Origin of the sequence: Frigoribacterium sp. Leaf164 (genome assembly GCF_001423665.1) — a bacterium.
In the GTDB taxonomy this organism is placed as follows: domain Bacteria; phylum Actinomycetota; class Actinomycetes; order Actinomycetales; family Microbacteriaceae; genus Frigoribacterium; species Frigoribacterium endophyticum.
Window position 1 is genome coordinate 311,494 of record NZ_LMOX01000001.1, and the last position, 14,379, is coordinate 325,872.

Here is a 14,379-nt window from a genome sequence, read left to right on the forward strand (position 1 = left end):
CTCTAGGACACCGTGCCCGACTCCGCCACGCCCGCCCCCGCCCCCGCCTCCTCGACGCCGCCCTCGCCCTCGGCCGCGCCCGCCTCCCGGGCCCAGCGCCTCTCGCGCTTCGTCAGCCGTGACACCACGGGCGGCCTGCTGCTGCTCGGGGCGACCGTGCTCGCCCTGGTCATCGCGAACAGCCCGGCCGGCTCGTTCTACGCGCAGGTCCGTGACACCACCTTCGGCCCGGAGGCGCTGCACCTCCACCTCAGCGTCGGCACCTGGGCCGCCGACGGCCTGCTCGCGATCTTCTTCTTCGTCGTCGGCCTCGAGCTCAAGCAGGAGTTCGTCGCCGGCTCGCTGCGCGACCCCCGGGTGGCCACCCTGCCGATCGCCGCGGCCGTGGGCGGCGTCGCCCTGCCGGCGCTGATCTTCACCGCGATCAACATCGGTGCCGGGCCCGACGCGCTGCAGGGCTGGGCCATCCCCGCCGCCACCGACATCGCCTTCGCGGTGGCCGTCGTCGCGGTCGTGGGCAAGAAGCTGCCGCCGGCGCTCCGCACCTTCCTGCTCACCCTGGCCGTGGTGGACGACCTCATCGCCATCACCATCATCGCGATCTTCTACACGGCGGGCATCGCGGTCGTGCCGCTCCTGCTCGCCCTGCTGCCGCTCGCCGCGTTCGCCGTGCTCGTGCGCCGCGGGGTCCGCTCGTGGTGGCTGCTCATCCCGCTCGGCGTCGTCGCGTGGGCCCTGGTGCACGCGTCGGGCATCCACGCCACGATCGCGGGCGTCGCCCTCGGCCTCCTGGTGCCGGCGATCGCCACTCGGCGGGCCAGCGTGACGCACGTCGACGCGGACGGCCACGAGGAGCGCCACGCGCTGACGCACCACTTCGCCGAGCGCTGGAGCCCGATCTCGTCGGGCGTCGCCGTGCCGATCTTCGCGTTCTTCTCGGCGGGCGTCTCGGTGGGCGGCTTCTCGGGCCTCACCGAGTCGCTCCGCGACAGCGTCGCGATCGGCATCGTCGTCGCCCTCGTGGTGGGCAAGTCGGTCGGCATCACCGGGGCCTCGCTGCTGGTGACGCGCCTCCCCGGCATCAAGCTCGACCCGAGCCTCCGCTGGCCCGACGTCGTCGGCCTCTCGCTCGTCGCGGGCATCGGGTTCACCGTCTCGTTGCTCGTCGGCGAGCTCGCCTACGGCACCGGCAGCGAGCAGGACGACGTGGTCAAGGTCGGCGTGCTCGTCGGGTCGCTCATCTCAGCCGTGCTCGGCGGCGTCGTGCTGTCGGCGCGCGGCCGCTGGCACGAGCGCCACCGGACCGAGCAGGGCGTCACCGCCCCGTAGCCTGGCCCGATGAACGAGCGCGACGACGACGTCCGCCGCCGGATGGCGGCCCACGAGCTGTACACCGACGGGGGCCCGGGCCTGGAGGACCTCGCCGAGCGGCGCGTGCGCGGCAAGGAGCTCGCGTACGACTACAACGCGACGCGGCCGCGGGAGACCGAGCGCCGCCGCGAGATCCTCGACGAGATGCTCGGCTCGGTCGGCACCGGGGTCTGGGTCGAGCCCCCGCTGCACGTGGCCTACGGCGACAACGTCGTGCTCGGCGACGAGGTCTACGTGAACTTCGGCCTGACCGTGGTCGACGACGTGGCCGTCGTGGTCGGCGACCGGGTGATGATCGCGCCGAACGTGACCATCAGCACCACCGGGCACCCGGTGCACCCCGAGGTGCGGCGCGACGGCAGCCAGTTCTCGGCGCCGGTCCACCTCGGCGACGACGTCTGGGTCGGCGCGGGCGCGGTCATCCTGCCCGGCGTGACGGTCGGCGCCGGCTCGGTCGTCGCGGCCGGGGCCGTCGTGACGGCCCACGTGCCGCCGATGGTCGTCGTCGGGGGAGTGCCGGCGCGGGTCCTCCGTGAGGTCACCGACGCCGACCGCGACCACCGCTGGCGCGAGCCGCGCTCGCTCTGAGGCCGGCAGCCCGGGGGAGCAGGGCTCCCGAGGAGTCGCGGGTCGGGCCTCAGGCGCCGGCCGGCAGCGGGGCGCGGAACCAGTCGAGCAGCGACCGGACCGACGGCTCGAGGTCCGGGCGCGAGCGCGCGACGTCGAGCGAGGCGCCCGACACGTCGGCGTAGCCCGGGATCTCGTCGACGAGGGTGTCGGTCGTGGCGCGGTAGCCCATCGTCCACGCGCCGAAGCGGCGCTCGTCGATGGTCTCGCGGAGCAGGACGTCGAGGTCGGTGTGGCGGGGGTCGGCGGCGATGAGCGCGTAGCGCTGCTGGACGGCCTCCTCGGGCCCCTCGAGCACCTGGACGAACCGGCCCTGCTTGTGCATGAGGAAGCCGGAGAGACCCAGGCGACGGTTGTTGGCGCGGCTGTTCATCAGCAGGGTGGCGAGGTCGCCGTCCGAGAACGGGGTGCGGGCGGCACTGGTGTAGACGAGCGAGAGCACGGGGTCCTTCCGAGAGAGGTGCTCACCGAGCCTGCCCCATCCCGGCACCCGGTGCCACACCCCGATCTGGGGCGTGCCGGGAGCGCGCCGGAGGCGTGGCGGGGTGCGACCACGTGCGACGAGCGGGAGTCGTGGTCCGGATCCGCTGATCCACTCCGGAGTGGATCAGCCTTCCTGGACCGTCCTGCCCGGGGGCCCAGCCGTCTCGCTCCGCTGCGCCGCGCCGCGCCTCCTCGTAGGCTCCCCGCATGACCTCAGACGTCGAGCACGCGTACTCGCGCCGGGCCGCCGAGTACGCCGAGCACCTCGGGTCGATGTCGTCCGTGCACCCGTCCGACCGCCAGCTGGTGGAGGCGTGGGCCGCCGACGTCGACGGGCCCCTGCTCGACGCCGGGTGCGGGCCCGGGCACTGGACCGCCCACCTCGCCGGGCTCGGCGCCGACGCCCGGGGCGTCGACCAGGTGCCGGCCTTCGTCGAGCACGCCCGCGCCGTCCACCCCTCCGTGCCCTTCACGGTCGCGAGCGTCGACGCCCTGCCCGACGGGGCGGGGACGCTCGGGGGAGTCCTGGCCTGGTACTCGCTGATCCACCACGAGCCCGCGGCGGTCGGTCGCGCGCTCGCCGAGTCCGCCCGGGCCCTCCGCCCCGGCGGGCGGCTGCTCGTCGGCTTCTTCGTCGGCGACCGGCTGGAGCAGTTCGACCACGCCGTCGTGACCGCCTGGCGCTGGCCGGTCGGCTGGCTCGCCGACGAGCTCGGCGCGGCGGGCTTCGAGGTCGCCGAGACGCACACCCGGACGGGCTCGCCGGAGGGTCCGCGCCCCCACGGTGCGGTGCTGGCCCGCTCGCGGGGCTGAGGCGTCAGGCGGGCCCTCGCCGCGCCTTCCTCACGCTCCGACGGCGGCGGCGACGAACTCGATCTCCACCCGTGCTCCGCGGGGCAGGGCTGCGACCCGGTAGAGAGCGCATCCTGGCTGACGGGCCGCCGGGTGCGCCGCGCGCGCCGCGACCGCCCCGCGCCGCGACGACCGCGGCGACCGCCACGGCGGCGCCCGCGATCGTCCACGCCGCGACCGCGACCGCGCCCGCCGGGTGGACCACCGACTGCCCCAGCGACGCCTGCACGGCGAGCAGGACGGTCGCCGCCCCGTAGGCGACCGCCGCCACCAGCACCAGCCGGAGCTGGACGACCGGCGACGCCAGCAGCGGCACACGCCGCCCGAGCGCGCCGAGCAGCAGCGCCGCGAGCGGCAGGGCCTGGAGGGCGTGCATGCCGACGAAGTGGGCGACGCGGTAGTCGCCGCCGACCGTGCTCCACCCGAGCAGGGCCAGCCCCGGCCCGCCGTCGACGACGCCCACGGCGTGGGCCCCGACGATGCCCGTCGGGCTCGCGATCTGGGCCCCGGTCGGCCCGGTCATGAGGAAGGCCACGCCGATCCCTCCGAGGGCGATCAGCGCACCTGCCCGGACGGCGATAGTGAGGGCCGGCGTGGGGAAGCGCAGGCCGACGAGCATCAGCGACGTCATGAAGGTGCAGAGGTACATGACCGTGATCGCGACGGCCATCGTGCCCCAGACGACGACGTGCAGGCCGTCGGAGACGTTGAAGTGGCTCGTCGTGCCGGTGGCGACCGCCCAGACGATGAGCACCTGCTCGACGAGCAGCGTCGCGGCGATGACCGTGCCGAGGCGCCCGGCGAGCACCCGGCGACGCGGCAGGTGCGCGATCAGCCACGCCCAGGTCACCGCGTAGAGGCCGATCGAGAGCGAGAACTTGAGCGGCTTGGCCCACGCGGGCGCGCCGAGGATCGTCCGGGGGTCGACCACGAGGCCGACGACGCAGGCCACGGCGCACACGGCCATCACCGCGGCCAGCGCCATGAGCGGAGGGTGCCAGGCGACGGCCCGGCGCAGCCCGGCGCTCACCGGGCCACCGCTCGGGCGTGCTCGAGCGTGGCGGCGACGCCGACCGACGCCGGGGTCGCGGTGAGGCCGAGCTCGCGGGAGGCGCGGCTCGAGTCGAAGACGTACGGGGCCGTGCTCTGGTACGTGAGCTCGAGCGTCTCGCGCGCGGCCGGCGCGAAGAGCGCGCCCAGGCGGAGCGTCGCCAGGCTCATCACCGACATCCGGTCGGGCGCGACGCCCGCGAGCTCGCCCCACTCCCGCCCGGTCAGGGGCGGTGCCGTCGGCACGTGCCAGGTCCGGCCCCGGGCGCGCTCGTCGGTGCCGAGCACGGCCAGCGCGTCGCCGACGTCGGGCGTGTAGGTCAGCGAGTGCGGCTGGTCGGCGTCGAGCAGCCAGGTGGGCCGCTTCCCCGCCACCACGCGGTCGACCACGAATCCCTGGAACGCGCTGGTGGCGGCGCCGGGGCCGTAGAAGTCCGCGCTGCGGGCGGTCGTCACGGTCAGCCCGCGGCTGCGGAGGGCGTCGAGCTGCCCGAGCGCCTCCGCCCGCACCGCCCCCTTGCGGCTGGTCGGGCGGAGCGGCGTCTCCTCCGTCATCGGGCCGTCGACCGGCCCGTACGCGTAGACGTTGTCGAGGTGGACGAGGTGGACGCCCTCGTCGAGGGCGGCCCGGGCGGCGTGGCGGACGACGGTCGGCCACTGCTCGCGCCAGGTGCGGGTCGAGTACGGCAGGCCCGCGACGAGGTAGGCGACGTCCGCGCCGCGCAGCGCGCGGCGCACGTCGTCGCCGTCGAGGAGGTCGGCGACGACCGAGCTGCCGTCCCCCTCCGTGACGGGGCGTCGGCCGACCGTGACCGGGTCGTGGCCGCGGGCGCGGAGCGCGCGGGCGGTCTCCCGCCCGACGACGCCGTGGCCGCCGAGGAGCACGTGCCGCGACGCGCTCACGAGCGTCGGCCGTCCTGGTCGGCGACCGGGAAGAGGTCGTGCGTGACGTCCTCGTGCGCGAGGCGGCGCAGGCCGGCGAAGAGCGGGTCGCCGAGCACGGTGCCCACGACCATCAGCTCCGCGACGTCGTCGCGGTCGTGCCGGCCGCCCAGCGCCTCCACGTCCGCCCGGGCGGCCGTCGCCGCCGCGGTCAGGTACGCCTGCAGGTAGTCGTCGGTGGGCTCGAAGTCGATCGTGGCCAGCCCGTCGAGGGCGCGGGCGGCGGCGTCGAGCCCGGGGTTCTCGTCGGTCGTCGCCCAGCCGGCGGCGCTCGTCAGCGCGGCCACGCGCTCGCGGGCCGCGGGGCTCGGCGCGGCGTCGTGCGCCCGGGGCGAGCTCATCGCGTGCTGAGCCGCGGCGAACGCCTCGGCCAGCGGGGCGTCGTCGGCGTCGAGGGCGGCGAGGACGTCCTTCGTGGCCGCGACCGAGAGGCCCCCGACCTCGAGCAGGGCCCGGACGAGGCGCACCCGCCGCACGTGCCGGTCGTCGTACGAGGTCTGGTTCGGGGCCGTCTTCTCGCCCGGGGGCAGCAGCCCCTCGCGTTGGTAGTACTTGACCGCCGTGAGCGGTGTGGTCGCCTCCTGGGCGAGTTCGGATATGCGCACTATCGGAGAGTAGCGCTATCCATTCGTGCGGCACAAGGGGTGGCGACCCCCGTCGACGACGAGGAGGCGCGGTGCAGGTCTCCCCGCACCGCGCCTCCCGCAGGCTGCTCGCGCCTACTTCGTCAGCGGACCGTAGAGCGCCGGCGACGTGCGGGCGTGGGTCGCCTGCTCGAACGCGTAGCCGAGGCCGATCAGGGTCGACTCGTCGTAGTCGCGGCCGAGGAACTCGAGGTTGACGCCCGCGCCCGTGACGGTCGCGTCGGCCGCGATCGCCTGGCCCATCGGCACCGTCACGGCCGGCATGCCCGTGTTGGGGCTGAGGCGCATGTTGGTGCTGAACGAGTTGTACGCGACCGCGGAGGGGTAGATCAGCGCGTCGAGGTCGCCCCCGTCGAGCATGGCGGTGACGAGCTGCTGGCCCGCGGCGATCTGCGTCGTGTGCGACCCGGTCGGGCCGGCCCAGGCCTGGTACTGCGCCTCGGTCACCGCGGCGCGCGCCGTGTAGATGCTGGCCCGCGACTGGACGTACCGACCCGACGCCTGGATCTCGGGGATCGTCCGCGCCGTGACCTCGGGGGCGAGGTGGTCGCGCGTGTAGGCGGCGAGGTCGTGCGCGAACTCGTTCGTGCTGCCGCTCGACTCGGAGAGCACCCGGGCGAACCCGGCGGGCGGCGTGACCGCGACGACCGTGGCGCCCTGGGCCCGGAGGGTCGCGAGCGACGCGGCGAAGAGCCGCTGCGTCGTCGCGTCGGTGCTGACCATCGAGGCGACGTAGCCGATCCGGGTGCCCTCGAGCGCCGTCGGGTCGAGCGCGGCCGTGTACGAGGTCGGCACGCGGCCCTGCTGCTCGGCGGTGACGGGGTCGCTCGCGTCGACGCCCGTGACCGCGTCGAGCGCGATCGCGGCGTCGGTGACGCTGCGGGCGAGGGGGCCGCCGGTGTCCTGGCTGAGGGCCAGCGGCACGATGCCGGTGCGGCTGGTGAGCCCCACCGTGGGCCGGACGCCGACGAGCTGGTTGTACGACGACGGGATGCGGATCGAGCCGCCCGTGTCGGTGCCGAAGCCGATGCCCGCGAGGTTCGCGGCGATCGCCGCGCCCGTGCCGCCGCTCGAGCCGCCGGCGGTGCGGCTCGTCACGTACGGGCTGGCGACGATGGTCGTCTGCCCGGCGGGCTGGCCCGCGGTGTACTCCGAGGCGAAGCCGTAGGCGAACTCGTCGAGGCTGGCCTTGGCGAGGATCACGGCGCCGGCGTCGCGGAGCCCCGCGACCATGGTCGCGTCGTCGTCGGTCTGGTTCGCGTCCCAGCAGCCGCAACCGGCCGTGGTCGGCATGTCGAGGGTGTCGTAGTTGTCCTTCACGGCGATCGGCACGCCGAGCAGCATGCTCGTCATGCCCTGTGAGGCGCGCGTGGCGTCCGCCGCGGCGGCCGCGGCGAGGGCCTCGTCGTTCGTCGTGATGATCGAGTGCAGCGGGCGCCCGTCGGCGGCCGGGTCGACCTTCGCGGTGTCGTACGCAGCGATGCGGGCGAGGTAGTCGGTGGTGAGGTCGACCGAGCTGACGACGCCCGCGTTCATCGCGGCCTGCATGTCGACGGCGCTGGCCTCGACGAGCTGGAACTCGCCGTCGTCGTAGATCGCGCGCTGCGACACCGCGGCGACGTCGGCCACGGTGATCACGCCGTCGGCGTCGACGTCGGCCGGGGCGACCGCCTCGAACTCGGCGGAGGGCGACGTGGCCCCGAGGGCGGCGGAGACCAGCTCGAGGTCGGCCGCGGTGACCTGGTCGTCGCCCGTGAGGTCGAGCTCCGTGTAGTACGGCGCGAGGAACGCCGCGACGGGCGCGTCGTCGGCGGCGGCGCCGGGCGCGACGACCAGCCCGCCGACGGCGAGGGCCGAGATGATCGAGGTCGCGGCGACCGTGGCGGTGCGTCGGCGAGGGGTCATGGCGGGCAGTCTCCGGGGTGACGGCGACGAGGGCGTCGCGGGGGCGAGGGGAGCGTGGGAGTCGCGGGCCGGCAGCCCGGCCCGGTCGCGGGCGCTCATCGGGTCGCCGCCGCACGGCGACGGAGGGCGACCGCGGCCACGACGAGCAGGCCCAGCACGAGGAGCCCTGCTCCGCCGGCCACGAGGAGCCAGCTGTCGGAGCCGGTGAACGCGAGGTCGTCGCGGGAGCCGGTGGCGGTCGGGCGGCCGGCGGCCGCGCCCGTGACGGGCGTCGCGGCGGTGGGGCTGGCCGAGGGCGCGGGCGCGCCGGCCGTCGGGCTGGCGGACGGCTGCGGGGCCACCGGCGCGGCCGCGACCGCGACGACGGCGGAGGCCGTCGGCGTGACCACGAGGCTGCTGCCGTCGGCGCCGATCAGCTCGACGGAGTCGAGGGACACCGCGGCGCCGCCCGCGGCGACCGCGGTGAACTGCAGGTCGACGGTGAGGTCGCCGGTCAGGGCCGGGGAGCTGCCGAGCCGCGTGTGCAGGATCGAGAGCGACCCGTCGGCCACCTGGACGTCGTCGAAGCCGCCGCTCGGCGAGGTGGCGCTGTCGGCGACGTAGTCGAGGGCGACGTCGTCGAAGCCGAGCTCGAGGTCGTACGCGTAGACGTCGGCGGTGCCGGTGAGCACGACCGAGACGTCGACGACGTCGCCGACCGTGGCGGTCGCGGGGGCCGTCACGGTGGCCGAGGCCAGGACGGGGGCGGCGGAGGCGGGGGAGGCGCCGAGCGCGACCGCGGCGAGGGCCAGGGCGACGGCCGTCGCGGAGCTGCGGGCGCGCGGGAGGCGCCGACGGAGGGGCTTCATCGGGAGGGAGTCCTTCTCATGGGGAGGAGCGGCGGAGGGTGGTGTGCAGGAGGCTCGAACGGTATCCAGGGCGTGTTTCCGGCTCACGCTCAGCTCCGTTTCGGGTTCGTTACGTCTGGCCGAGGCGCGGGGCGACGGGCGGCGTTGTGCGCCTCTGCCCGGCCTGTCACCATGAGCGCGGGCGGCACGCCCCCCTCAGACAGGAGACGACATGGCCGACGACGGCTTCACCAAGGAGGAGCGCGCCGCGATGAAGCAGCGCGCCGCCGAGCTGCGGGTCGAGGCGAAGCGCCAGAAGCTCGCCGACAAGGCGGCGGCGGAGGAGGCCGACGCGCTCGCCGCGATCGCCGCGATGACCGAGGTCGAGCAGCCGATCGCGCAGATGGTGCACGAGATCGTCGCCGAGCACGCGCCGAGCCTGCGCCCCAAGACCTGGTACGGGTTCCCCGCCTACGCGCGGGAGGACGGCAAGGCCGTCGTCTTCTTCCAGCCCGGCGCCAAGTTCGGCACGCGGTACTCGACCCTCGGGTTCCAGGACGGCGCGCAGCTCGACGACGGGGTGATGTGGCCCACGGCGTACGCCGTCACGGGCGTCGACGACGCGACCCGCGCCTCCCTCGGGGCCCTGGTCCGACGCGCCGCCGGCGACTGACGGGCGCGCACCGGCGGCGGCAGCGCCCCGGCGGTGGCAGGGGCGGACGCCGTCGGGGTCAGACGCTGTCGGGGTCGAGGTTGATCGTGTTGCCGTAGATCAGGTACTGCTGGTCGCCGGTGACGAGCAGGCCGGCGTTGAGGTAGATGAGCGCCGCGGGCGTGATGCCGAAGCGTGCCGCGACGGCGTCGATGGTGTCGCCCGCCGCGACGAGGTAGCCGCGCGGGCCGCCCGCGGGCGTCGACGACACGACGGTGCCGGTCGCGAGGTCGGCGGAGCCCGAGTCGGCGACGACGATGTTCGTCTGGCGGCCGGGCACCGACCACGTGACGGGCGTCACGGCGAGCACCTTCTCGGGGCCGATCTCGACGGGCAGGTCGGCTCCGTCGGTGGCGGCGGAGTAGGTGACCAGCGTGCCGAGGTAGCCGGGCGTGCTCGTGCCGAGCAGGGTCGAGGTGGCGAGGGCGGGCTCCGTCGTGGGGCCGCCGAGCTGGAGGTCGCCCGGGCCGTGCGCCGTGAGGCCGTCGCCGACGCTCGGCGCGATCTCGATCAGGGTCGCGCCGACCGGCACGGGCAGCGTCGAGGTGAAGCCGGAGTACTCCATCGAGAAGGTGTCGTCGCCGTTCGCGGTCGCCCGCCAGTGGTAGGCGACGCTGCCCTTCGGCGAGCGGACGTCGCCCTCGGAGACGACCGTGCCGGCGGCGACGGGCGTGACGAACGGTGCGGGGACGGCGGGGTCGGCCGGCGGCGCCGTCGCGGGGCGCGGGGTCGGCGAGCCGGTGGCGGTCGCGACGGTCGGCGTGGGCGAGGGCGTGCTCGGCGCGAGGGCCTGGGCGGTGCGCGTGGCGGTGCTGACGGGCGTCGGCTCGGCCTCGCCGGGCCAGAGGGCCCAGCCGACCGCGCCGATGGCGATCGTCGCGACCGCGACGACGCCGCCGACGATCGCGATCACGCGGCCTCGGCCGCGCAGCGGTGCCTCGGTGCTCGTGGTGGTGCTGCCCGTGGTGGTGCTGTCGTCCATCTGTCGTTCCCCCTCGGGCCAGCCTAGGGGGGTCCGCGGGCCGGGCGCGAGCAGCGCCGCCCCCTGCACCCGCGCCGCACCGCAGCAGCGCTCGCGCTCGCGCCGGCGCCCGCGTGCGCAAGCCCCCGTCCCACATCGGACGAGGCGGGGCGCACGGCGGAGCGGAGCAATAGAGTTGGGCCCGGTCCGTCACGCGACGGCGCGTCTCCCGCGGGCCGTACCGCTCATCCGCTCCAGGAGGACCACCCGTGACCGAATCCGTTCCCGTCGACCCCACCTCGACCGAGGCGTGGCAGCAGCTCGCCCGCATCGCCGACGGCTTCTCGCCCGACCTCCGCGCCTGGTTCGACGCCGAGGCCGACCGTGCCGAGCGCCTCACCTTCCAGGCCGCCGACCTCACCGTCGACCTCTCCAAGGGCCTCGTCACCGACGAGGTCCTCCAGCACCTCCTCCAGGTCGCCACCGACACCGGCGTCGCCGAGCGCTACCAGGCCATGATCTCGGGCGAGCACATCAACGTCACGGAAGACCGCGCCGTGCTGCACACCGCCCTGCGCCGCCCGAAGGACGGTGCCGAGCTCGTCCCCGCGGCCGGCTTCGTCGTCGACGGCCAGGACGTCGACGCCGACGTCCACGCCACCCTCGACAAGGTCTACGCCTTCGCCGAGAAGGTCCGCTCCGGCGAGTGGGTCGGCGTCACCGGCAAGCGCATCGAGACCGTCGTCAACATCGGCATCGGCGGCTCCGACCTCGGCCCCGTCATGGTCTACGAGGCGCTCAAGCCCTACGTGCAGCAGGGCCTCGAGGTCCGCTTCGTCTCCAACATCGACCCCACCGACGTCTCCGAGAAGACCGTCGGCCTCGACCCCGAGACCACCCTCTTCATCGTCGCGTCGAAGACCTTCGGCACGCTCGAGACCCTCACCAACGCGCGTCTCGCCCGCGACTGGCTCTGGCGCGGCCTCGCCGCCGCCGGCGCCCTCGACGACACGGACGAGGCTCGGAAGGGCGCCGTGGCGAAGCACTTCGTCGCCGTCTCGACCGCCCTCGAGAAGGTCGCCGCGTTCGGCATCGACCCCGAGAACGCGTTCGGCTTCTGGGACTGGGTCGGCGGCCGCTACTCCGTCGACTCCGCCATCGGCACCTCGGTCGTCATCGCGATCGGCCCCGACGCCTGGCGCGAGTTCCTCGCCGGCTTCCACGCCCTCGACGAGCACATGCGCACCGCTCCGCTCGAGCAGAACGTGCCCGTGCTGATGGGCCTGCTCAACGTCTGGTACTCGAACTTCCTCGGCGCGCAGAGCCACGCCGTGCTGCCCTACTCGCAGTACCTGCACCGCTTCCCCGCCTACCTCCAGCAGCTCACGATGGAGTCGAACGGCAAGAGCGTCCGCTGGGACGGCTCGCCCGTCACCACCGACACCGGCGAGGTCTTCTGGGGCGAGCCCGGCACGAACGGCCAGCACGCGTTCTACCAGCTCATCCACCAGGGCACCCGCATCGTGCCCGCCGACTTCATCGCGGTCGCCAACCCGGCGCACCCCCTGAAGGACGAGTCGGGCGACGGCAGCACGGTCGAGCCCGGCCAGGACGTGCACGCGCTCTTCATGGCGAACTTCTTCGCGCAGTCGAAGGCCCTGGCCTTCGGCAAGACGGCCGACGAGGTCCGCGCCGAGGGCACCGCCGAGGCGGTCGTGCCCGCCCGCGTCTTCAGCGGCAACCGCCCGACGACGTCGATCCTCGCCCCGGCGCTGACCCCGAGCGTGCTCGGCCAGCTGATCGCGCTCTACGAGCACATCGTCTTCGTCGAGGGCACGATCTGGGGCATCGACTCGTTCGACCAGTGGGGCGTCGAGCTCGGCAAGCAGCTCGCGCTGCAGATCGCCCCGGCGGTCGACGGCGACGTCGCCGCGCTCGAGGCGCAGGACAGCTCGACCGGCGCGCTGATCGCGAAGTACCTGGAGCTGCGCGACTAGCGAGCGACGAGGTCACCGGGCGAGGGCCCGGGGGAGGCGCGGTGCAGGCTCGACCTGCACCGCGCCTCCTGCGTCCGGGCCGTGTCGTCGGCCCCCGCCGGGCTCAGCCCGCGGGCGGCACGCGCACGGTCAGCGCGTGGTGCGCGACCGTGATGGCGACCTCGCTGACGAGGCCGCGGGGGTCGCCGTCGATCTGGATCTCCTGCGGGGCGGCGAGCTGCACGCGCATCGCCCGCGCCTGGGCGAAGCGCATCGAGCGGGGCCGGGGGCTCCACCGGGTGACGACACGGCCGATGCCGGTGCGGTGCAGCAGGCGGTTGAAGGCGAGCCGGTAGCCGATGTACGTCCACCCCGGACCGCGCCCGGGGCGGAGCACGACGGCGTCGAGCAGCCCGTCGTCGACGACGGCGTCCGGGATCATCAGGATGCCCGCGGTCAGCGTCCCCGAGTTGCCGACGATCACCGTGTGCACGCGGGTCGACACCGGGAGCTCGTCGTCGAGCGCGTACGTCATGTCGAACTGGCGGTTGCCGAAGACGCTCCGCGCGATCGGGTCGGAGTACGCGAGCCAGCCGATCCGGGCCTTGAGCCGGGGGTCGGTGTGCCCGGCCATGTGGGCGTCGACGCCGATGCCGGTCATGACGAGGAAGGCGTGGCCCGTGCTCGTCCCGTCGGGGCGCCCGAGCTCGACGGTGCCGACGTCGACCGGGCGGTCGCGGCCGCCGAACGCGGTCTCGACCGCCGAGCGCAGCGCGTTGAGCGGCAGGCCCAGCTCCCGGGCGAACAGGTTGCCGGTGCCCGCGGGCACGAGCCCGAGCGGGGTGCCTCGCCCGGCGGCGACCTCGGCCACGGCGCGCAGCGTGCCGTCGCCCCCGGCCACCACGAGGAGTCGCGGGTCGGCCGCCAGCGCCGCCTCGGCCGCCGAGCGCCCGTCGTCGCCCGCGCTCGTCTCCCACCAGGTCGCGGGAGCCCAGCCGAGCCGCTCCTCCTGCTCGGCCACGAGCAGCCGGAGCGCGGCGACGTCGACCTTCACCGGGTTGACCACCACGGCGGCCCTGGCGGGTGTCGGAGCGTCGTGCCGGGGTGGTTCCACAGGCGAGACCCTAGTGCAGGGCGCCGGGCCGCCCGCCGGTACACTCCCCAGACGGCAGATCCCCTGCCTCAGCCGCCCGTGGAGGACACCATCGCCGAGTCGTCCCCCCGCCGTGGCGGCCCGTCGGCCGACCGGCCCTCCGCGCACTGGTGGTCCGCCCGCGGCCCGGAGCGGCACCCGCCCGGAGCGCCGGTGTTCGTGCTCGTGCACGGGCTGGGCCTGTCGCACCGTTCGTTCAGCCGGCTCGCGGCCGCGCTCGTCGCCCACGGGCCCGTGCTGGCCCCGGACCTGCCCGGCTTCGGGCGCTCGCCCGGCCCGGGTCGGCGCCTGGCGATCCCGCAGCTCGCCGAGGCCCTGCTGCCGAGGCTCGACGCGCTCGCCTCGGCTCCGCTCGCCGGTCCGGTCGTGCTCGTCGGGCACTCGCTCGGCGCGCAGGTGGTCGTCGAGATGGCCCTGCGTCGCCCCGACGTCGTCGCGGGCGTGGTGCTGGTGGGCCCCGTCGTCGACCGCGTCGCGCCGAGCGTCGTCGGCCAGGGCCGCCGGCTCGCCCTCGACATGCTCGGCGAGCCGCCGCTCACGAGCGCCATGGTGACGCGTGACTACCTGCGCGGCGGCCTGCTGTCGTACGCGGCGGGCACCCGCTCGATGCTCCGTCACCGGATCGACGAGCGCCTCCCCGGGCTGGCGGCGCCGCTGCTCGTGCTGCGGGGCCGCCACGACCCCGTGGCGCCCGCCCGCTGGGCGGACGAGCTCGTCGCGCTCGTCGTCGACGGCGAGGCGCGCGACGTGCCCGCCGCCGTCCACGACGTCGTGCACTCGCGGGCCGCGGAGGTCGGCCGTGAGGTCGTCGACTTCGCCCGGCGGTGCTGCCCAGGGGCCGTGTCGCAGGTCTGACATCGATGTCGTCCACCCCTT

General features: G+C 75.2%; 14 protein-coding genes. 6 read left to right on the top strand and 8 right to left on the bottom strand.

From position 1 onward, the window contains the following. The first annotated feature begins 12 nt into the window (after positions 1 to 12). Positions 13 to 1,329 (top strand): Na+/H+ antiporter NhaA, encoded by a 1,317-nt coding sequence (gene nhaA, locus ASF82_RS01435; protein ID WP_056052447.1) that lies wholly within the window; start codon positions 13 to 15, stop codon positions 1,327 to 1,329. 9 nt (positions 1,330 to 1,338) lie between these two features. Further along, complete coding sequence (locus ASF82_RS01440; RefSeq protein WP_056052449.1) at positions 1,339 to 1,959, top strand: maltose acetyltransferase domain-containing protein; 621 nt, start codon at positions 1,339 to 1,341, stop codon at positions 1,957 to 1,959. Between the two features lie 49 nt (positions 1,960 to 2,008). On the opposite strand, the gene ASF82_RS01445 is transcribed toward ASF82_RS01440, so the two are convergent. Further along, complete coding sequence (locus ASF82_RS01445) at positions 2,009 to 2,440, bottom strand: BLUF domain-containing protein (RefSeq protein WP_056052452.1); 432 nt, start codon at positions 2,438 to 2,440, stop codon at positions 2,009 to 2,011. A 248-nt stretch (positions 2,441 to 2,688) separates the two neighbouring features. On the opposite strand from ASF82_RS01445, the gene ASF82_RS01450 reads away from it, so the two are divergent. After that, positions 2,689 to 3,294 carry a class I SAM-dependent methyltransferase gene (locus ASF82_RS01450; protein WP_056052455.1) on the top strand — a complete coding sequence of 202 codons (606 nt, stop codon included), beginning with the start codon at positions 2,689 to 2,691 and terminating at the stop codon, positions 3,292 to 3,294. Between the two features lie 4 nt (positions 3,295 to 3,298). Here the strand turns inward: ASF82_RS01450 and ASF82_RS01455 are convergent, their stop codons facing one another. The 5 genes from ASF82_RS01455 to ASF82_RS01475 form a co-directional block, all read right to left on the bottom strand. After that, positions 3,299 to 4,318: a hypothetical protein gene (locus ASF82_RS01455; protein WP_235491130.1), complete on the bottom strand. Its 1,020-nt coding sequence runs from the start codon at positions 4,316 to 4,318 to the stop codon at positions 3,299 to 3,301. A gap of 41 nt (positions 4,319 to 4,359) precedes the next feature. Then, on the bottom strand, positions 4,360 to 5,286 hold the full coding sequence (locus tag ASF82_RS01460; protein ID WP_056052458.1) for an NAD-dependent epimerase/dehydratase family protein: 927 nt from the start codon (positions 5,284 to 5,286) through the stop codon (positions 4,360 to 4,362). Next, the gene (locus ASF82_RS01465; RefSeq protein ID WP_056052461.1) at positions 5,283 to 5,930 is read right to left on the bottom strand and encodes a MerR family transcriptional regulator; all 648 of its coding nucleotides are present in this window, start codon (positions 5,928 to 5,930) and stop codon (positions 5,283 to 5,285) included. Before ASF82_RS01465 ends, ASF82_RS01460 begins: the two co-directional genes overlap by 4 nt. A gap of 114 nt (positions 5,931 to 6,044) precedes the next feature. Further along, positions 6,045 to 7,874: an amidase family protein gene (locus ASF82_RS01470; RefSeq protein ID WP_056052464.1), complete on the bottom strand. Its 1,830-nt coding sequence runs from the start codon at positions 7,872 to 7,874 to the stop codon at positions 6,045 to 6,047. A 95-nt stretch (positions 7,875 to 7,969) separates the two neighbouring features. Continuing rightward, positions 7,970 to 8,722 (bottom strand): cohesin domain-containing protein, encoded by a 753-nt coding sequence (locus ASF82_RS01475; RefSeq protein ID WP_056052467.1) that lies wholly within the window; start codon positions 8,720 to 8,722, stop codon positions 7,970 to 7,972. 211 nt (positions 8,723 to 8,933) lie between these two features. Here ASF82_RS01475 and ASF82_RS01480 point away from each other — a divergent pair, with 211 nt between their 5' ends. Then, on the top strand, positions 8,934 to 9,374 hold the full coding sequence (locus ASF82_RS01480; protein WP_056052471.1) for a hypothetical protein: 441 nt from the start codon (positions 8,934 to 8,936) through the stop codon (positions 9,372 to 9,374). Positions 9,375 to 9,432: 58 nt separating this feature from the next. Here the strand turns inward: ASF82_RS01480 and ASF82_RS01485 are convergent, their stop codons facing one another. Next, a complete protein-coding gene (locus ASF82_RS01485; protein WP_056052474.1) occupies positions 9,433 to 10,395 on the bottom strand; it encodes a LysM peptidoglycan-binding domain-containing protein in 963 nt (320 codons plus the stop codon). Between the two features lie 248 nt (positions 10,396 to 10,643). Here ASF82_RS01485 and pgi point away from each other — a divergent pair, with 248 nt between their 5' ends. Further along, positions 10,644 to 12,371, top strand: a complete 1,728-nt coding sequence (pgi, locus tag ASF82_RS01490) for a glucose-6-phosphate isomerase (protein WP_056052476.1) — start codon at positions 10,644 to 10,646, stop codon at positions 12,369 to 12,371. 103 nt (positions 12,372 to 12,474) lie between these two features. Here pgi and ASF82_RS01495 read toward each other — a convergent pair whose 3' ends face one another. Beyond that, positions 12,475 to 13,464 (bottom strand): diacylglycerol kinase family protein, encoded by a 990-nt coding sequence (locus ASF82_RS01495; RefSeq protein WP_235491131.1) that lies wholly within the window; start codon positions 13,462 to 13,464, stop codon positions 12,475 to 12,477. A gap of 78 nt (positions 13,465 to 13,542) precedes the next feature. Between ASF82_RS01495 and ASF82_RS01500 the strand changes: the two genes are divergently transcribed. Then, entirely contained in the window at positions 13,543 to 14,358 is an 816-nt protein-coding gene (locus tag ASF82_RS01500; RefSeq protein ID WP_056052479.1) for an alpha/beta fold hydrolase, read from the top strand. Positions 14,359 to 14,379: the final 21 nt, after the last annotated feature.